Annotated in this window: 17 protein-coding genes; 10 read left to right on the top strand and 7 right to left on the bottom strand. The window is 60.8% G+C overall.

The features are described from left to right. Window positions 1–3 precede the first annotated feature (3 nt). From A11A3_RS01850 to A11A3_RS01830, 5 genes are all read left to right on the top strand, one after another. Entirely contained in the window at window positions 4–1158 is a 1155-nt protein-coding gene (locus tag A11A3_RS01850) for a fatty acid desaturase family protein (RefSeq protein ID WP_008927560.1), read from the top strand. Between the two features lie 117 nt (window positions 1159–1275). Further along, on the top strand, window positions 1276–2292 hold the full coding sequence (locus A11A3_RS01845; RefSeq protein ID WP_008927559.1) for an AraC family transcriptional regulator: 1017 nt from the start codon (window positions 1276–1278) through the stop codon (window positions 2290–2292). A gap of 227 nt (window positions 2293–2519) precedes the next feature. Then, window positions 2520–2978 carry a hypothetical protein gene (locus A11A3_RS01840; protein WP_008927558.1) on the top strand — a complete coding sequence of 153 codons (459 nt, stop codon included), beginning with the start codon at window positions 2520–2522 and terminating at the stop codon, window positions 2976–2978. Between the two features lie 94 nt (window positions 2979–3072). After that, window positions 3073–3390 (top strand): YecR family lipoprotein, encoded by a 318-nt coding sequence (gene yecR, locus A11A3_RS01835; protein WP_008927557.1) that lies wholly within the window; start codon window positions 3073–3075, stop codon window positions 3388–3390. Window positions 3391–3527: 137 nt separating this feature from the next. Next, the gene (locus tag A11A3_RS01830) at window positions 3528–3872 is read left to right on the top strand and encodes a DUF2834 domain-containing protein (protein WP_008927556.1); all 345 of its coding nucleotides are present in this window, start codon (window positions 3528–3530) and stop codon (window positions 3870–3872) included. Here A11A3_RS01830 and A11A3_RS01825 read toward each other — a convergent pair. Beyond that, window positions 3869–5194 carry a Na+/H+ antiporter family protein gene (locus tag A11A3_RS01825; protein ID WP_008927555.1) on the bottom strand — a complete coding sequence of 442 codons (1326 nt, stop codon included), beginning with the start codon at window positions 5192–5194 and terminating at the stop codon, window positions 3869–3871. The two genes, A11A3_RS01830 and A11A3_RS01825, sit on opposite strands and share 4 nt — an antisense overlap. A gap of 126 nt (window positions 5195–5320) precedes the next feature. On the opposite strand from A11A3_RS01825, the gene A11A3_RS01820 reads away from it, so the two are divergent. Next, window positions 5321–5890, top strand: coding sequence for an RDD family protein (locus A11A3_RS01820; protein ID WP_008927554.1), 570 nt, complete (start codon window positions 5321–5323; stop codon window positions 5888–5890). On the opposite strand, the gene A11A3_RS01815 is transcribed toward A11A3_RS01820, so the two are convergent. Next, window positions 5887–6393: an FxsA family protein gene (locus tag A11A3_RS01815; RefSeq protein WP_008927553.1), complete on the bottom strand. Its 507-nt coding sequence runs from the start codon at window positions 6391–6393 to the stop codon at window positions 5887–5889. The genes A11A3_RS01820 and A11A3_RS01815 overlap by 4 nt on opposite strands. A 58-nt stretch (window positions 6394–6451) precedes the next feature. After that, the gene (locus tag A11A3_RS01810; RefSeq protein ID WP_008927552.1) at window positions 6452–7360 is read right to left on the bottom strand and encodes a LysR substrate-binding domain-containing protein; all 909 of its coding nucleotides are present in this window, start codon (window positions 7358–7360) and stop codon (window positions 6452–6454) included. 99 nt (window positions 7361–7459) lie between these two features. Here A11A3_RS01810 and A11A3_RS01805 point away from each other — a divergent pair, with 99 nt between their 5' ends. Next, window positions 7460–8386 carry a sterol desaturase family protein gene (locus tag A11A3_RS01805; protein ID WP_008927551.1) on the top strand — a complete coding sequence of 309 codons (927 nt, stop codon included), beginning with the start codon at window positions 7460–7462 and terminating at the stop codon, window positions 8384–8386. A 320-nt stretch (window positions 8387–8706) separates the two neighbouring features. Here the strand turns inward: A11A3_RS01805 and A11A3_RS01800 are convergent, their stop codons facing one another. Next, window positions 8707–10125, bottom strand: coding sequence for a 3-oxoacyl-ACP reductase (locus tag A11A3_RS01800; protein WP_040296600.1), 1419 nt, complete (start codon window positions 10123–10125; stop codon window positions 8707–8709). Window positions 10126–10428: 303 nt separating this feature from the next. On the opposite strand from A11A3_RS01800, the gene A11A3_RS01795 reads away from it, so the two are divergent. Continuing rightward, window positions 10429–11715: an acetyl-CoA C-acetyltransferase gene (locus A11A3_RS01795; RefSeq protein ID WP_008927549.1), complete on the top strand. Its 1287-nt coding sequence runs from the start codon at window positions 10429–10431 to the stop codon at window positions 11713–11715. 162 nt (window positions 11716–11877) lie between these two features. Then, complete coding sequence (locus A11A3_RS01790) at window positions 11878–12624, top strand: DUF4336 domain-containing protein (protein ID WP_008927548.1); 747 nt, start codon at window positions 11878–11880, stop codon at window positions 12622–12624. A gap of 20 nt (window positions 12625–12644) precedes the next feature. On the opposite strand, the gene A11A3_RS18135 is transcribed toward A11A3_RS01790, so the two are convergent. From A11A3_RS18135 to A11A3_RS01780, 3 genes are all read right to left on the bottom strand, one after another. Next, window positions 12645–14243: a molybdopterin-containing oxidoreductase family protein gene (locus A11A3_RS18135; protein ID WP_272942970.1), complete on the bottom strand. Its 1599-nt coding sequence runs from the start codon at window positions 14241–14243 to the stop codon at window positions 12645–12647. Then, entirely contained in the window at window positions 14243–14755 is a 513-nt protein-coding gene (locus A11A3_RS18130) for a molybdopterin-dependent oxidoreductase (protein ID WP_051011727.1), read from the bottom strand. The genes A11A3_RS18135 and A11A3_RS18130 overlap by 1 nt, the downstream gene beginning before the upstream one ends. 86 nt (window positions 14756–14841) lie before the next feature. After that, window positions 14842–15447 carry a TetR/AcrR family transcriptional regulator gene (locus A11A3_RS01780; RefSeq protein WP_008927547.1) on the bottom strand — a complete coding sequence of 202 codons (606 nt, stop codon included), beginning with the start codon at window positions 15445–15447 and terminating at the stop codon, window positions 14842–14844. Between the two features lie 151 nt (window positions 15448–15598). On the opposite strand from A11A3_RS01780, the gene A11A3_RS01775 reads away from it, so the two are divergent. Then, window positions 15599–17617, top strand: coding sequence for an NADPH-dependent 2,4-dienoyl-CoA reductase (locus A11A3_RS01775; protein ID WP_008927546.1), 2019 nt, complete (start codon window positions 15599–15601; stop codon window positions 17615–17617). The last annotated feature ends 36 nt before the right edge of the window (window positions 17618–17653 follow it).

Genomic DNA, 17653 nt, shown 5'->3' with positions numbered 1-17653 from the left:
ATCATGAGCATTTTCAACAGCCTTACCGCAGAACAGTTTGACAGCATCGGCCGTGAGCTGGATGCCATCCGTAACCGTGAAATTGCTGATCTTGGCGAGAAAGATGCCAAGTACATCCGCACCCTGATCAAACGTCAGCGTCAGCTGGAAGTGGCCGGTCGTGGCCTGCTGATGGCCGGCTTCCTGCCGCCGGCCTGGCTGGCCGGTGTGGCCTGTCTGTCCGCCTCCAAGATCATCGACAACATGGAGATCGGTCACAACGTCATGCACGGCCAGTACGACTGGATGGGTGATCCGGCCATCAACTCCCAGACCTTTGACTGGGACAATACCTGTACCAGCAAGGCCTGGAAGCACACCCACAACTACGAACATCACACCTTTACCAACGTGCTCGACAAGGACCATGACATTGGTTACGGCATCCTGCGCATGTCCGAAGACCAGGAATGGGAGCCGCGCTTTTTGCTCAACCCGATTCTGGCCGGTGTGCTGGCCACCTTCTTCCAGCACTTCGTGGCGGTTCAGAGCCTCAAGCTCGAGGACTACCTGATCTACAAGACCAAGACCAAGGAAGAGGTGAAGGCCGAGTTCAAGCCGACCTGGAAGAAGATGCGCAAGCAGCTGTTCAAGGACTACCTGCTGTTCCCGGCCCTGGCCGGCCCGTTCTTCCCGTTCGTGTTTGCCGGTAACGTGACCGCCAACCTGGCCCGCAACCTGTGGTCTTCCCAGGTGATCTACAATGGTCACTTCCCGGAAGAGGTGGAGCAGTTCCCCGAATCGGTGATCGAGAACGAGACCCGTGGCCAGTGGTACGTGCGCCAGATGCTCGGCTCCGCCAACTTCGAGGGTGGCCCGCTGATGCACCTGATGAGCGGCAACCTGAGCTTCCAGATCGAGCACCATCTGTTCCCTGATCTGCCGGCTCACCGCTACGCCAAAATCTCCCCGGAAGTCCGTGCCATCTGCGAGAAATACGGCCTGCCGTATAACACCGGCCCGTTCTTCAAGCAGTCGTTCAGCGTCTGGAAGCGGATCTTCAAGCTGGCCCTGCCGGGCAAACGCAAGGGCGGTGGCAAGGGCACCCTGGCCACCGTGTTGAACAAAAAACCGGCACCTACCGGTGAGCAGGTCCCGATCAGCCGCAAAGCCGCCTGATACCTCAACACAAGGGCCCGTTAACGGGCCCTTCTCAGGTTCCGGCACCGCCAGCCTTGTGCTACTCTCAGCGGATTGTACATTTGCACTGGATGCATTGAGGGGCAAGGCGAAAGCATGGCAGAAATGACAGATTCCGGCGTGATGTTGCGGATGGCCTACAAGGCCATGTTAAGCGCCGGTATTGATGCCGATGCCGTGTTGGCGGAAGTCGGGCTGGATAAATCCATATTGCAGGTACAGGACCTGCGCACCCCCCACGACGCTCAGGAATGGTTCTGGCAGGCACTGGAGAAAGTCTCCGGGGATGATCATATCGGCCTGCATCTGGGCAGCCATATGCCGGTCTACAAGGGCCAGGTGCTGGAATACCTGTTCCTTTCCAGTCCCACCTTCGGTGAAGGCCTCAAGCGAGCCCTGGATTACCAGCGCCTGCTTTCCGATGCCGCCCAGGGCGAACTGTTCGAAGAGGGCGATCGTGTCTTCCTCAAGCAGATGATCTGGAGCCCGCGGCTCAACCATCTCAACGAATGCATGATGATGGGCGTCATCAAATTCTTCCGCTTCGTCACCGACGGCGCCTTCGAGCCGCTGGAAGTGCACTTTGGCCACAGCCGCCATGCGGACCAGGAAGAATACCAGCGCCTGTTTGACTGCCCGGTGAAGTTCGACATGCCGTCCGTGGGCATGTACTTCGATGCCAGCGTCATGAACCTGTCCTCCGCCCACCACGAGCCGGAGTTGCTGCGCCTGCACGAACAGCTGGCCAGCGAGCAGGTTGCCCGCCTGGAGAAGCAGGATCTGGTCGCCCAGGTCAACCGCCTGATCGGCGAACTGCTGGAATCCGGCCATGCCAACCTGGAGGAAGTGGCCGAGCGCCTGGGCATCAAGGCCCGCCAGCTGCGCACCCGTCTGGCCGATGCCGGTACCAACTTCAACCAGCTGGTGGCCGACTACCGCTGTCGACTGGCCAAACGCCTGCTGGCCGGCACCGAAGAGTCCATCGACGAAATCGTTTATCTCACCGGGTTCTCCGAACCCTCCACCTTCTACCGTGCCTTCAAGCGCTGGGTGGGCATGACGCCGATCGAATACCGCAAACTGAAAGCCGAAGAAGATGCCATGAGTGACTGAGGGCGCTAACGCCTCCAGGGAAAGAAAAGGCGCCTATGGCGCCTTTTTTGTGCGCAGAATCCCGCTGACACCCTCCTGTTTCGGTTGTCCGTCTGAATCGATATTCAACATGTGGGCGATGGCTTACAGAAAAGTGTGGCCGCTTCCGGTACCGTCAATTCAGTCACGCTGATGTATGGCCAGCGCGGTTTTCGTCAGCAAAAAAAGGCGGGGTACCGGGGGGTGCGATGAAAAAAATATTGATGTGGGTTGGTGGTCTTTTTGTTGCCTTCATTCTTGTTGTCGGCGTCATCATTGCCTATATGGCTTTCTTTGTGGGCCCACCGCTGGACAGTGAAAGCGAAACCTATGTGGATAATAATATCCCGGCGATCCTCTCTTCATGGTCTTCCGATGCCTTGATAACAAGGGCGTCACCTGAGTTGCTTGCTGCCGCGAACAAAGAGCAGATTCACAGGCTAATGGATAAGCTGTCCGCCTTGGGGGGCTTGCAAGAATATTCACCAGGCCAGGGCGAAGCGCATATTTCACTCAACCTGGGCGGGCCCAATACGGTTACCGCACAGTATGTCTCTGACGCAGAGTTTGAACATGGCCACGCCAAGATTACCACCCGGCTTATCAAGAGAGAGGGGCAGTGGAAAATACTGTACTTTTATGTCAACTCGCCAATTTTTCTGCAGTAATCATTTCAGGGAACAATGGGTTCCTGCATATCAGCCTTGAGCATTGCTACGGTTTCTCTAGAGTAGACCTTTTGCCCAAGCCTTGGAGTTGGTTATGAAAAAATATCTCGCCATTATGGCCGTTACGTTGCTGTCCGGTTGCATGGCCGCCGGCCCCATGCAGGTTTCCGATGGTAACCAGAAGAACGGTGATGTGGTGCTGTCGTTCAACTACAACGTGATGCAGAAGCCGACGCTGGACGTGCAGCAGGGCTTGCAGACCGCCGCGGGCAAATGCCAGAGCTGGGGATATACAGGGGCGGTGCCGTCCGGTAAACCGGAAACAGTTTGCACCAGCAAGACGGAAGGCGGCGATTGCATCAGCTGGCAGGTCAACACCCACTTTCAGTGTACCGGGGTCGCCCAGAAGTAACCGGGCACAGGGCCTCTCTTGACCTTATCAATCAGGGAAGGACCTTTCCTCATTTGCCGTCATCGGCGTTTTCTCTTTCAATCACAGGCCCGGGCGTTTTTTGTCCGGGCCGGTGATTGCCTGTCGGGAGAGCAACAATGATGACACGGAACGAAAAGATTCTCTGCGGGGTCTACGGGGCCATCGCGGCCATTGCGCTGGTGGCAACCTGGACCCATAACCTGGCCTTCATGGCCCAGCCGGAAAACCGCGGGGCCACCAGCTTCATTCTGGCGCTTTATGTGAACCACGCGTCGGCCTCCATTGCCAACGATATCCTGCTTTACTGCCTGGCCGGCTTTATCTTCATGGTTCATGAAGCCCGGCGGCTGGGCATCCGTTTTGTCTGGCTTTATATCGTGCTGTCCATGGGCATTGCGGTGAGCGTCATGTTCCCGCTGTTTCTGATTGCCCGGCAAGTGGCACTGGCCCGGCAGCGCTAAAGCACCATGGCCGCCAGCCAGCCGGCGGCCAGCAGGGGCAGATTGTAGTGAAGGAAGGTGGGAATCACGGTATCGCGAATATGGTCGTGCTGGCCGTCCGCGTTGAGTCCGGCGGTGGGGCCCAGGGTGGAGTCGGAGGCCGGCGAGCCGGCATCACCGAGCGCCGCGGCACTACCCACCAGGGCGGCGGTGGCCAGCGGTGAAAAGCCCAGCGCCACGCACAGTGGCACATAGAGGGTGGTGATGATGGGGATGGTGGAGAAGGAAGAGCCAATTCCCAGTGTCACGAACAGGCCCAGCAGCAGCAACACGGCAGCGGCCAGTGGCCCGCTGTGCAGGTTGCCGGTGACCGCCGCCACCAGGGCGGGTACCTGATGGCCGGCTTCCACCACGGCGGCATAGCCGTTGGCGGCGATCATGATGAAGCCGATCAGCGACATCATCTTGACCCCCTGGGTAAAGGCATCCTGGGATTCTTTCCATGGCACCACACCGCCGGCGGTAAAGATCAGAAACCCGGCCAGCGCGCCGAGAATCATGGAGTCGGCATAGAGCTGTAACGCCAGCGCCGAGGCCAGGGCGACCACGGCAACGATCACGTTACGCCTGGACAGCCTGGCGTGCTGTTCTTCACCGGGTAATTCCACCGGGCGATAGTCGCGGGGCTTGCGGTAGCGCAGCAGGGCCAGCAGCAGTCCCAGCACCATGCCGGCACCGGGAATCAGCATGGCGATGGGCAGTTGATCGGCCGGCAGACTGAGGCCGGCGCGTTCCAGGCTGGGGCCCAGCTGGATATGCAGGAATATGCCGCCAAAACCTACCGGCAGCACCATATAGGGGGTAATCAGCCCGAAGGTCAGCACACAGGCGGCCAGCCGGCGGTCCAGTCGCAAACGGCTCATGACGCCGAGCAATGGCGGCACCAGAATCGGGATAAAAGCGATGTGGATGGGCACGATATTCTGGCTGCTGATGGCCGCCACCAGCAACACGATAATGATCAGGTTGCGGACCCGGCGCAGCTGCCCGGGGGCCGGGTGGCCGCCCAGTCGGCGGATGATGCGTCCGGCCAGCCATTCGGTCATGCCGGAGCGGGCAATGGCCACGGCAAAGGCGCCCAGCAGGGCATAGCTGAGAGCAATGTTGGCGCCGTCGCCCAGGCCGCCGCTAAAGGCATCCAGGGTCTGGGCCAGAGTCAGATGGCTGGCCAGGCCGGCCACCAGGGCAGCGCAGAGCAGAGCGAGTACCACATTCAGGCGTGCCAGGGACAGGCCCATCAGCACCAGCACTGACAGGACCACCGGATTGAGAAACGTGGACACGGTGGGCTCCGGGGGCGACAAAAAAACGGACGCGCAGTTTAACAGCGTGAACGGTCTGGCAGCGAATGGGCCGGTTGCTATACTCAGGTTTTTGCAGTGGCCAGGGACTGGCACAAGGAGCGGACCATGGAACAGGACAAGCCCGAAAACACCCCCTCATCCGATGCGATTTACAGGGCGCCCCAGTCGGCGGTGCTGATCGACCACCGGGCCCATGAAGAACAGGGGCCCTTGCCGGCGGCAGGGCGCTGGCGCCGGCTTTTCAACTATCTGATCGATTACGTGGCCCAGATCGGACTGGTGATGGCGGTATTTTTCGTCCTCAGCATGCTGGAAGCCGAGGGGCTGATGCAGAGTCTGCTCGGTGTCCCGGATTTTCTGCTGGGGCTGGCCAGCCTGCTGGTCTATTACCTGGTGCTGGAATCCCTGTTCGGTCGCACCCTGGGCAAGCTGGTGACTGGCACCCTGGTGACTGATGCCCAGGGGCAGCGGGTCGGGCCTGGCAAGGTGCTGGCCCGTACCCTGTGCCGGCTGATTCCATTCGAGGCATTTTCCATTTTCACCCGTGGCCGTATCTGCTGGCATGACCAGATCCCCGGCACCCGGGTGGTGGAGCTATCCGTGCTGCGTCGCTGGCAGGCCGGCGAAGTCATCGAGGATGACAGCCTGGACGATGCGTTGCCGGAATCCGCCTAGCGGTCGGTGCGGGTGGCGTTGCCGTCAATGGTGATGCCGCCATCCCGGTTGGGGCGGGCTGTGCCGCCCGGGCGGCCCGGCTCGGCGTGGCCGGCGCTCCATTGTTGACGATAGACAAAGACATTGCCGTTACCGGCCATGGCCTGCAGGGTGCCGCGTTCGATCACCTTGTTGGCCAGCCAGCGGCGTGAGCCGGGCAGCAGCAGGCTGAAACCCACCGCGTCGGTGATGAAGCCCGGGGTAATCAGCAAGGCGCCGCCAAGCAGCAGCATCATGCCTTCCACCATTTCCCGTCCCGGCATTTCACCCTGTTGCAGGCGCTGATTGAGGCGCATCCAGGTGTCCAGCCCCTGGCGACGAAACAGAAAGCTGCCCAGCAAGGCGGTAGTGACCACCAGCACAATGGTGATCGGCCAGCCAATCAGGCCGGCCACCTTGGCCAGTACCAGCACTTCCAGCAGGGCAAATCCGAAGATGAAGAAGAAAATACGACCAAAACCCATGGGGGTAACCTGTCGTTGCATGCGTGTAAGAGTTAGATGGCGATGGCGCACAAAGGTTTCAAGGGTGTTGGGCCGCCTCTTCCATCAGCAGTTCGCGCAGCCACTGGTGGGCCGGGTCCCGTTCCTGGGCCGGTGACCAGAGCATGAAGATGGGGACCGGCGGCAGATCCGCCGGAAACGGCAGAATCTGCAGGCCCATGGCCGGGCCGTATTGTTGTGCCAGGCGGCGCGGCACCGTGGCGATCATGTCCGAGTGGCTGCAGGCAGCCAGCATGCTGGAGAACTGCGTCACGCGCACCCCGGTGCGCCGTTGCCAGCCCGGTTCCTGCAGGATCTGATCCAGCGGCAGGCGCCGGTTACGATCCGGCAGCACCACATGTTCGGCCTCCAGAAAGGCCTGTTTGCTGCATTTGCCACGCAGTACCGGGTGGCCCTGTCGGGCGATCACCACCAGCGGCTCCGCCAGCAGTACCTGGCGGGCGAGCTTGGGATCCTCGGGTATAAAAGCGTCGATGGCCAGATCCGCCTCGGCCTTGTGCAGGGCATCGCCCATGCGGTCGTCGGCCACCGTCACTTCCAGCACGATGTGGGGGGCCCGCTCGCGCAGCCGTTTAAGCAGGCCGGGCAGCACTACCATCTCGAAGTAATCCACGCTCAGCAGGCGGAAGTGCCGCTCGCTGGTGGCCGGGTTGAAACGGTTGCCCGGGTCGAGCACATCGCGCAGGCCGTCCAGGTGCTCGCGGATCAGTGGGTGCAGCTCCAGGGCTCTGGGGGTGGGCTGCATGCCTTGCCGGGTCCGCACGAACAGTTCATCCCCCAGGGTATGGCGCAGCCGTTGCAGGGCGGCGCTGATGGCCGGCTGACTCATGCCCAGGGCCTCGGCGGCCCGGGACAGCTGGCCGGCCTCCATGATGGCGTTGAACACCGGTAGCAGGTTGAGATCGACACTTCGTAAATTCAGCTTCATGGATATTAGTTATATCAAATATCAATTGGGCATGGGAATACGGCCTGTTTATGGTCGAGGGGTGCGTTACAGCAGCAACAACCCCTCGGGAGAATAACAATGGATCAGAAACTCACCTTTCTTGTCACGGCCTTCGTGATCATCAGTGCCATCTGGGAACTGATCGTTGGCCGGACAAAAAACGGTCGCAAGACCAAACAGGACTGGAAAGTGGCTTTCCTGGCCACTTTCGTGATGATCGCCATTCAGCGCCCGCTGGTACTGCTGGCCCTGACCTTCGGTCTCAGTCACCTGTTCCCGGGCAGTGCCGGTTCGCTGGCCTGGCTGGAAAAGGACTACTTTATCCCCACGCTGATCGTGTACTTCTGCATTGAAGAGTTCATTCACGGCTCTTTCCATCTATTTGCCCATGCCCGCCGGCCTAAAAGCCGGGTACTGCAGTGGGTGCAGGCGTTGTACAAGATGAGCCATCGTCCCCACCACATCGTCGGTGGCCAGGACAACAAGGGCGAATTGTCTGTCACCCAGACCTTTGTGAACGGCTGGGCCTGGTGGTTCATCATGCCCAACTACACCTTCCAGCTGCTGTGCCTGTACCTGGGCCTGGTGGATGTGTTCCTGCTGGGCACCGCGATCAAGGGCTTCTGGGCGGCGCAGACCCATGTGAACTGGAACTGGGATCTGTACTTCCATAACCACAAGTGGGCCTGGGTGCGCAAAACCATGTGGGCGCTGGCCCATGTGCTGACTTTCCCGACCCAGCACCATCATCACCATTCCCGTGGCCCCAACTCGGCCAAGAATGTGACGTCCACGCTGGCGATCTACGACTGGCTGGTATTCGGCACCTTGGCTATCGAAACCAAACGCCCGGAAGTGTACGGCTGGCGCCAGAACGATGAGGAAGCGGCCAGTGTGCTCAAGCGTTACTTCTTCTGGGATGTACGCCAGTACATGCCGGGCGGCGCCGCCAAGGCCAAGGCGAAAGCACAGGCAAAAGCCGACAAGCAGGCGGAAGCGGCTTAACGAGCACAACGTAAACCGTCTCGGGAGAGCAGACGGATATTCACAGGCCCCGCCAGGTCTCTGGCGGGGCCTTTTTTTGTTCTGGTCTCTCCATGAGGGAGGCGTGGCTTTCTTTTCTGTAGGAGCCAGCCTGCTGGCGATGGGGCCTTGCTTGTAAGCGCACCTCTACACAGGAAACAGCGAGCCACCAAGAGGATTGGGCACCCGGGGTTGCGCGCGGTATTGCCTCCGTGCTCTGCGGCTTCGGTGTTAAACGCTGCCCACAAAAAAGCCCCACCGGTTTCCCGGCGGGGCTTTTTTGTGGCTTAAGGCTGCGAGTGTTACGCGCCCAGCAGCATCTGACCACACACGCGCACCACGTTGCCGGTCAGGCCCTGGGAGGCCGGGCTGGCAAAGAAGGCGATGGTTTCGGCCACGTCCACCGGCTGACCGCCCTGGTTCATGGCGTTCATGCGGCGGCCCGCTTCACGGATGGTGAAGGGGATGGCAGCGGTCATCTGGGTCTCGATAAAGCCCGGTGCCACGGCGTTGATGGTGATGCCTTTCTCGGCGTACTCGTCCTTGAACGCATCGATCATGCCGATCACGGCGGCCTTGGAGCAGCCGTAGTTGGTCTGGCCCAGGTTACCGGCGATGCCGGCGATGGAGCTGATGGAGATGATGCGGCCACCTTCACCCATGCCACCTTCGGCCAGCAGCTTCTCGTTGATACGCAGCTGGCTGGAGATGTTGATGTTCAGCACCATGTCCCAGAATTTTTCCGGCATGTTGCCCAGCATCTTGTCACGGGTGACACCGGCGTTGTGGACCACCACGTCATAGCCACCGATTTCCTTGGCCTTGGCGGTGATCTTTTCCGGCGCGTCGTCGGCGGTGATGTCCAGCTCCAAGGTATCGCCACCGATCTGCTCGGCGACCTTGTTCAGGTCGTCGGCCATGGGCGGGATGTCCAGCACGGTAACGGTGGCGCCGTCACGGGCCAGGACTTCGGCGATGGCAGCGCCGATGCCGCGGGAGCCACCGGTGACCAGAGCTTTTTTGCCGGCCAGCGGCTGGTTCCAGTCAAACTTCTTGGCGTCGAAACCGGCTTCGGTTACGCGCACGATCTGGGCGGACACATAGGCGGACTTGGGCGACAGGAAGAAGTGCAGGGGAGAGGCCAGCTGCTTCTCGGCACCTTCATCTACATACACCAGCTGCACGGTGGCGCCTTTCTTGATTTCCTTGCCCACGGAACGGGTGAAGCCTTCCAGGGCGCGCTGGGCGACACGGGTGGCACCGCTCTGCTTTTCCGGGGTGCGGCCAATAACCACCACCCGGGCACACTTGTCGAGCTTCTTGATCACCGGGTGGAAGAAGTCCCACAGGGCTTTCAGCTCTTCGGTGTTGCTGATGCCGGTGGCATCGAATACCAGTGCCTTGAATTTGGTTTCGTCTTCACGGGTGGCGGTGTAGTTGTCCGCGTCGATGCCCAGCTTGCCGGCTTTCTTCTGCAGCTCGGTGGCGCTGGCGGTGTTGGCCAGTACCGCCAGTTTGGCTTCCGGTGCGCCTTTCAGCGTGTTGAAAATGGTGTCCACGCCGGTGGAGCCGGTTGCCGCACCGACCAGTACACGGCCGGATACAAAGGAAGCCTGGCCGGGCTGCCAGCGCTCCAGAATAACCGGGATGGGCAGGTTAATGGCGCCGAAAAGTGCCTTGCCGACGGGCGAGTTGGCAATTGCCTGATAGGTATCGCTCATGATGCTGTCCTTCGTCATCCAGTGATGAGTGAAATTCCCGGCTACCTTAACGTATCCGGTGGTCGATTTAAGCCGTAGCCGGCATGGCCGCCGACATTTAATACTTCCTTCGTAGGGCCAAGGACCACGGCACAGCGCAAACTGTCAGGCTGCGTATTGAATCACTGCCGTGTGGCCGGTGTATTGACCGGTACCGGCTGCGTGAAGGGCGCCGTAGCCAATGAGGCCGGCCCCGGGAAAGGTAGACTGCGCTCATCCTGATGAATACCTTGGCGTCACAACGCCACCCTGGAGGAAACGATTATGCTGGCAGGTAAGTCTGTACGTAAGGTTGCCATTATTGGCGGCAACCGCATTCCGTTCGCGCGTTCCAACACCGCGTACGTCGACACCAGTAACCAGGACATGCTCACCGCAGCCATCGACGGTCTGGTGGACCGTTACAAGCTGCACGGCGAGAAGGTCGGTGAAGTGGCCGCCGGTGCCGTGATGAAGCACGCCCGCGACTTCAACCTGGTGCGTGAATGCGTGCTGGGTTCCAAGCTGGCTCCGGAAACCCCGGCCTACGATCTGCAGCAAGCCTGTGGTACCGGCCTGGAAGCCGCCATTCTGGTGGCCAACAAGATCGCCCTGGGTCAGATCGACTGCGCCATCGCCGGCGGTGTGGATACCACCTCCGATGCGCCGCTGGGTGTTAACGAAGACGCCCGAAAGGTGTTCATGGCACTTAACCGTGCCAAGACCAATGGCGAGCGTGCCAAGCTGGGCCTGAAACTGCTGAACCCGAAATCCCTGATGCCCGACATCCCCAAGAACGGCGAGCCGCGCACTGGCCTGTCCATGGGTGAGCACCAGGCCATCACCGCTGCCGAATGGGGCATTGCCCGTGAAGACCAGGACGAGCTGGCGTGGAAATCCCACCAGAACCTGGCCAAGTCCTATGAAGAGGGCTGGCAGGACGACCTGATCACCCCGTTCAAGGGCCTGGAGCGCGACAACAACATGCGTGGCGATTCCACCCTGGAAAAACTGGCCACCCTGAAGCCCTGCTTTGGCGGCCCGAACGGCACCATGACCCCGGCCAACTCCACACCGCTGACCGACGGCGCGTCCGCCGTGCTGCTGGCGTCTGAAGAGTGGGCCAAGGAGCGTGGTCTGCCGGTACTGGCCTACCTGACCCTGGGCGAAGCGGCGGCCGTGGATTTCATCGGCAAGAAAGAAGGCCTGCTGATGGCGCCGGCCTATGCCGTGCCGAGCATGCTCGACAAGGCGGGCATTACCCTGCAGGACTTCGATTTCTACGAAATCCACGAAGCCTTTGCGTCCCAGGTACTGTCTACCCTGAAAGCCTGGGAAGACGACAAGTTCTGTAAAGAGCGTCTGGGCCGCAAGAAGGCACTGGGCAGCATCGACCGCAGCAAGCTGAACGTGAAAGGCTCCTCCCTGGCAGCCGGCCACCCGTTCGCTGCCACCGGTGGCCGCATCATTGCCAACGCCGCGAAACTGCTGAACGAAAAAGGCTCCGGCCGTTGCCTGATCTCCGTGTGTGCCGCCGGTGGTCAGGGTGTGGTGGCGATTCTGGAAAAGTAATCCCGGTCTCCACGGCACCGATAAAAAACGCCCCTCGCTGAGGGGCGTTTTTTTATGTCTGAAAAAAGCCGGCTGTGTCTTTTTTTGTCATGCCAAAGATAGCACTTGCCGGCCGGTGTGCTGGCGGTGACACTGGAGAGGTAGCGCAGGGAGGCGTGAGTCATGGCAGTCCTTTCTCTCTATGAGCCGATCAACCAGCTCAAGGGCCTGGCCGACGATCTGTGGATCGCCGACGGGCCGCTCACCTATATGGCCATGTATGGCGCCCGGATCCCCTTTACCACGCGCATGACGGTGGTGCGGCTGGGCGGTGACCGCCTGTGGCTGCATTCACCCATCGCCTATGATGCCCAGCTGGCTCAGCAGCTGAGCCGGTTGGGAACGATCTGTCACCTGGTGTCGCCCAACAAGATTCACTATGCCCATCTGCAGGGCTGGGCGGACCACTTTCCGGATGCCCGGGTATGGGCGTCACCGGGTGTGCGCGAGCGGGCCCGCGAGCAGGGCATTGCCGTGCGCTTCACCGATGATCTGGGCGAGCAGCCGGAGGCGGCCTGGCACCAGGAACTGGGCCAGCACATCTTTCGTGGCAGCCGTTTCATGGACGAGGTGGTGTTCTTCCACCATCAAAGCCGCACGCTGATTGTGGCGGATCTGATCGAGAATTTTTCACCGAAAAAGGTGCACTGGTCACTGCGCTGGCTGTTGCGTCTGGCCGGCGTGGTGGCGCCCCATGGTCAGGCGCCGCGGGATTTCCGTTATACCTTTCTGGGCGGCAAGGCCGAAGCCCGGGCCAGCCTGGCGCAACTGCTGGCCTGGCAGCCACGGCGTATCCTTCTGGCTCACGGTGACTGGATCGAGCCTTGTGATCCGCAGGCCCTGCGCCACGCCTTTCGCTGGTTGAGCTGACCCGGGCCTGTTAACAGGCCCTAACCTTTCTGGATGGCCACCGGCACGCCACTCATGAAGGCCTGGTTGCTCAGCTTTTCATAGCTGCCGGGGCCATGGGGCAGCAGGGCATTGATATTCACGCCGGGATACTCGTTGGCGACTCGCAGACCGGGTGTTTGGGCGTTGCCCCAGCCGTGGGTCATGGCCACCACACCGGTTCGCAGGCTGTCGTCGGCATGGGCCCGGGCTGTGATCTGGCCATACGCATTGCTGACTATCAGGTTGCTACCTTCCTGCACCCCCAGAGCCGACATGTCCTCCGGATTCATGTGTAGCGGGTTATCGGCGTGTTTGCCGCGTTTGAGTGTCGCTACGTTCTGGTACCAGCTGTTGTGCATATAGTGGGTACGCAGGTTGATCAGACGGAAGTCGGGGCGGGCCTGTCTGAGGGCCTGGAACTGCTGATTGGCCAGGGTCATGGCCTCGGCAAACAGCGGCGGGCAGCAGTCCACCCGTTTATCGTCGGTTTGCAAAAAGTCCGTATAGAAACGACCAATGGGCCGGGTATCCAGAACGGCGGTGCCGGACGGCGAGGCCTTGAGGCTGTCCACGGTCAGGTTGTGCCGGGACATCATGTGTTCCAGTCGGCCAAAGGGATGGCCTGGCTGATCCAGCAGTGAGGCGGGCAGGTCCATTTTCTGCAGCAGCCGGGACAGAATCCACCACTCTTCCTTGCGATCTTGCGCCGGCGGCACCACCGCATCGGTATATTGCACATAGGGCTGATACTGCATGCCCAGGCCGCAGATATTGATGTCCGGGCGTTCCAGCATATCCGCCGCGGGTAGCAGGTAATGGGCATATTCGCCGGTGGCGTTGCGGAACAGATCGATGACTACCAGCAGGTCCAGTGTTTCCAGTGCGTCACGCCAGCGTGCCTCGCCACCGACGCTAAGCAGCGGGTTGCCGGCGATGACCACCAGAGCGCGAATGGGATTGTCCTCCTCCAGAATCATGTCCGGCAACAGGTTGCCGGCCAGGGCACCGCGAACATGGCGCATTTCGCCGTGGCGGGTGGAAAAGAACACCGGGTCATGGCGGACCCTGCCGGCCTTGGCGGCGGGGTAAAAGCCCTCGCTGTAAAAATTGCCGCCCGGCTTGTCCAGGTTGCCGGTGACGAAACTGAGCATCTGCAGCAACCAGTAGCACAGGGTGCCATGGCGGCCCATGTTGACGCCGGTGGACATATGCACCGCCGCCCGCTTGGCCGCGCTGAATTCATCCGCCAGAGAACGAATATGGTCGGCGCGCAGGCCCACCACCTCGGCCACGGCCTCGGCGGAGTAGGGCGCGATACAGTCACGCAGCTCCCGGACATGCTTGCCGTGATCGCGCAGTACGGCCTCATCAAAGCGGCCCAGGGCATCGATTTCATGGAGCAGGGCGGCCATCAGGTAGAGATCCGTGTCCGGCAAAATCTGGATGACCTCGCCGGTTTTGGGGCTGGCGGATTCGATGCGGCGTGGATTGATGTAATAGACGCTGGCGCCTCGCTGACAGGCCGCGCGGATTTTGGCCATCGGGTCGGCAATGGAGATAAAGCTCATGTGCGAGACTTTCGGGTTCTCGCCAAAGATCAGCAGGCAGTCGGTGTGGTCGAAATCCGGCAGTGGATGCAGGGTGCTGGTGCCGAATACCGCCTCCCCGGCGGCAAACTTGTTGGCGCAGTCTTGGGTGCCGGATTGAAAATCCGTCGGCTGCCCAGACCCATGAAAAACTCGCCAATGGCCTGGCTGCCAAGGGCGTTGAAGGCGGTGGGGTTGCCGATATAACCAGCCACCGCATCCGGGCCATGGGTTTCGATGATCTGTTTGAGTGCGCCGGCGATGTCGTCAGTGACGCTTTCCCAGCTGCGCGGTTGCCATTGCCCCTGGCCGGGGCGCCGGTCGCCCTGACGAGCCAGCGGCGTGTCCAACCGGTCCGGGTCCTGGTGAATGGCCAGATAGTTGATGCCCTTGTGGCAGGCAAAGCCCCGGGTCACCGGGTGGTCCCTGTCCGGTTGCAGACGTTGAACCTTGCCGTCATCCACCTGGGCCACCAGGGCACAGGAGGGTTCACAGACACGGCAGAAGGTGGGTACGGATTTCATGGCAGCCTCCCTTTTTCATCAGGCTATCGACAAGCTGGCAAAGGGAGAATGACCAGAGTGCTCACCCGGTCGTTATTGACGGTGTATCAGTCGTTTTTCGCCGGCTTGAGCGCCGCCATGATCAGGGCAACGGCCTGCTCGCTAACTGCTTCCATGTCCACGCGGTTGACGTAGATGCCGTCAATCACCAGGCGGCACAGACCGTGAATGGTCGCCCAGCTGGCCTGGGCGACGCGCAGCGGATCGGTATTGGCGGGCAGGCGGCCCTGCAACAGCCGGCCCAGCCCCTCGGCATAGTGCCGAAAACTGCGGTAGGCGACGGCCTTGAGCTCGTCACTGGGCTGGCCGCTCTTCCACAGGGTGCGGCCGAACATCAGCTCGTATTGCTCCGGGTGCTCGGTGGCATAGCGCAGGTATTCGCGGACAAAGTCCTGAATGTTTTCCTTCGCGCCACGTTCCAGCTGCCGTTGTATCATCTCGTCGAGCTGGCCGAAGGCCTGGGTGGCCAGGGCGCAGAGCAGGGCGTTCTTGTCCTTGAAGTGGTGGTAGGGCGCCGTGCGTGAGACGCCGGCCCGCTCGGCCAGCTTGCGCAGCGACAGGCCTTCGATACCCTGTTCGTTGAGCAGGCGGTTGGCTTCCTGCAGCAGGGTGGCGTGCAGGTCACCGTGGTGATAGCGGGCGGTACTGGCCATGGGGCTGACATCCTGGCAATTCAGACTGTGACAATAGTGCAGGATTGATCTTGACAGTGTCAAAATTAGATACTAACTTGACGCCGTCCAGATTGATCCCGTAGCCATAAACGGTGCCCGCGAGGGTGAAACGACACGTGGAGAGAACACCATGACAGCCGACCGCTATTCCCACCTGCTATCCCCCCTGGATCTGGGGCATACCCAGCTCAAGAACCGGGTGATCATGGGGTCCATGCACACTGGTCTGGAAGACCGCTTCTGGCAGTTTCCCAAGTTGGCGGCCTACTTTGCCGAGCGTGCCCGTGGCGGCGTTGGCCTGATTGTCACCGGGGGGTTCAACCCCAACAAGAAGGGCTGGTTCTATCCGTTCTCCGGGCTGTTCAACAGTCGTCTGGATGTGATGAACCACCGCAAGGTCACCGAAGCGGTACACCGTGAAGGTGGCAAGATTGCCCTGCAGGTGCTGCACGCTGGCCGTTACAGCTACCATCCCTTTTCCCGTTCGGCCTCGGCCATCAAGAGTCCGATCAACCCATTCAAACCCAAGGCCATGTCCACCAAAGAAGTGGAGCAGACGGTCAAGGATTTTGCCCATACTGCCTGGTTGGCCAAGAAAGCCGGCTATGACGGTGTCGAAATCATGGGGTCCGAGGGTTACCTGGTTAACCAGTTCACCGCACTGCGTACCAACAAGCGCAAGGACAAGTATGGCGGCAGCGCCGAGAACCGTCGCCGGTTCCCGGTGGAGATCGTGCGTGAGACCCGCAAGCGCTGCGGCGATGATTTCATCATCATGTTCCGTATGTCGGTGATCGACCTGGTGCCGGAAGGCTCCACCCGCGAAGAAGTGCTGGCCCTGGCCAGAGAGCTGGAGCAAGCCGGTGTATCCCTGATCAATTCCGGTATTGGCTGGCACGAAGCCCGGGTGCCCACCATCGTGACCTCGGTACCGCGGGCGGCGTTCGTGGAAGCGACCCGTCAGGTGAAGGAGGTGGTGTCCGTGCCGGTGGTGGCGTCCAACCGCATCAACGATCCGGATGTGGCCGAGGACATTCTCAAGGCCGGCAAGGCCGATGCGGTGTCCATGGCGCGGCCGCTGTTGGCGGACCCGGACTTCGTCAAGAAGACCGAGCAGGGTAAGGCCGATGAGATCAACACCTGCATCGCCTGTAACCAGGCCTGTCTGGATCACACCTTCCAGCTCAAGCGGGCATCCTGCCTGGTCAATCCCCGGGCCTGCCACGAGACCGAGCTGCGTTATCTGAAGACCGCCAAACCCAAGAAGGTGGCGGTGATCGGTGCCGGCCCGGCAGGGCTGTCCTGCGCCACCGTGGCCGCCGAGCGTGGCCACCAGGTCACACTGTTTGACCAGGCCGGTGAAATTGGTGGCCAGTTCAACATGGCCAAGGTGATACCGGGCAAGGAAGAATTCCACAACACCATCCGCTATTTCAGCAAACGTATCGAGAACACCGGTGTGACGCTGAAACTCAACACCCGGGTGGAGCTGGCGGAGCTGGAAGCGATGGGCTTTGATGAAGTGGTGGTCGCCACTGGCGTATTGCCCCGCCATCCCGGCATTCCCGGTATTGATCATCCCAAGGTGCTGTCCTATGTGGACGTGCTGCGCAGCAAGGTCCAGGTGGGCGAGAAGGTGGCGGTGATCGGCGCCGGCGGTATCGGTTTTGACGTGTCCGAGTTTCTTGCCGAGCATCCCCGTGATGGCGAACAACCGTTGCCGGAATGGATGAAGGAATGGGGCGTGGACATGGATGGCGATAGTCGTGGCGGTCTGGTGGAAACGCAGGTGGAGAAACCGGTACGCCAGATCACCCTGCTGCAACGCAAGACGACCACCCTGGGCAAGGACCTGGGCAAGACCTCCGGCTGGGTGCATCGTGCCACATTGAAGTCCCGCAATGTGGAAATGCTGCCCGGGTGCAGCTACGAGAAAATCGACGATGCCGGTCTGCATATCAAGATCGGTGACAAGACGCGGGTGTTGGAGGTGGACAACGTGGTGATCTGTGCCGGCCAGGAATCCCTGCGCGAGCTTTACAAGGAAGAGGCGAAAAACTTCCACCTGATCGGCGGGGCGGATCTGGCCGCAGAGCTGGATGCCAAGCGTGCCATCAAGCAGGGCGCGGAGCTGGCCGCGTCACTGTAAGCTGCCCGCTGCTGTCATTGGCAACAACAAAAAGCC

It is taken from the genome of Alcanivorax hongdengensis A-11-3, assembly GCF_000300995.1.
GTDB classification, from domain to species: Bacteria; Pseudomonadota; Gammaproteobacteria; order Pseudomonadales; family Alcanivoracaceae; genus Alcanivorax; species Alcanivorax hongdengensis.
Note: the sequence above shows the minus strand (reverse complement) of the source record. Positions and strands in the feature narration are given on the sequence as shown.

What these genes read in the sequence shown, in the direction of transcription:
- A11A3_RS01850 (WP_008927560.1), top strand. Translation starts at nt 4, where the DNA reads ATGAGCATTTTCAACAGCCTTACCGCAGAACAGTTTGACAGCATCGGC.
- A11A3_RS01845 (WP_008927559.1), top strand. Translation starts at nt 1,276, where the DNA reads ATGGCAGAAATGACAGATTCCGGCGTGATGTTGCGGATGGCCTACAAG.
- A11A3_RS01840 (WP_008927558.1), top strand. Translation starts at nt 2,520, where the DNA reads ATGAAAAAAATATTGATGTGGGTTGGTGGTCTTTTTGTTGCCTTCATT.
- yecR (WP_008927557.1), top strand. Translation starts at nt 3,073, where the DNA reads ATGAAAAAATATCTCGCCATTATGGCCGTTACGTTGCTGTCCGGTTGC.
- A11A3_RS01830 (WP_008927556.1), top strand. Translation starts at nt 3,528, where the DNA reads ATGATGACACGGAACGAAAAGATTCTCTGCGGGGTCTACGGGGCCATC.
- A11A3_RS01820 (WP_008927554.1), top strand. Translation starts at nt 5,321, where the DNA reads ATGGAACAGGACAAGCCCGAAAACACCCCCTCATCCGATGCGATTTAC.
- A11A3_RS01815 (WP_008927553.1), bottom strand. Translation starts at nt 6,393, where the DNA reads ATGGGTTTTGGTCGTATTTTCTTCTTCATCTTCGGATTTGCCCTGCTG.
- A11A3_RS01810 (WP_008927552.1), bottom strand. Translation starts at nt 7,360, where the DNA reads ATGAAGCTGAATTTACGAAGTGTCGATCTCAACCTGCTACCGGTGTTC.
- A11A3_RS01805 (WP_008927551.1), top strand. Translation starts at nt 7,460, where the DNA reads ATGGATCAGAAACTCACCTTTCTTGTCACGGCCTTCGTGATCATCAGT.
- A11A3_RS01800 (WP_040296600.1), bottom strand. Translation starts at nt 10,125, where the DNA reads ATGAGCGATACCTATCAGGCAATTGCCAACTCGCCCGTCGGCAAGGCA.
- A11A3_RS01795 (WP_008927549.1), top strand. Translation starts at nt 10,429, where the DNA reads ATGCTGGCAGGTAAGTCTGTACGTAAGGTTGCCATTATTGGCGGCAAC.
- A11A3_RS01790 (WP_008927548.1), top strand. Translation starts at nt 11,878, where the DNA reads ATGGCAGTCCTTTCTCTCTATGAGCCGATCAACCAGCTCAAGGGCCTG.
- A11A3_RS18130 (WP_051011727.1), bottom strand. Translation starts at nt 14,755, where the DNA reads ATGAAATCCGTACCCACCTTCTGCCGTGTCTGTGAACCCTCCTGTGCC.
- A11A3_RS01780 (WP_008927547.1), bottom strand. Translation starts at nt 15,447, where the DNA reads ATGGCCAGTACCGCCCGCTATCACCACGGTGACCTGCACGCCACCCTG.
- A11A3_RS01775 (WP_008927546.1), top strand. Translation starts at nt 15,599, where the DNA reads ATGACAGCCGACCGCTATTCCCACCTGCTATCCCCCCTGGATCTGGGG.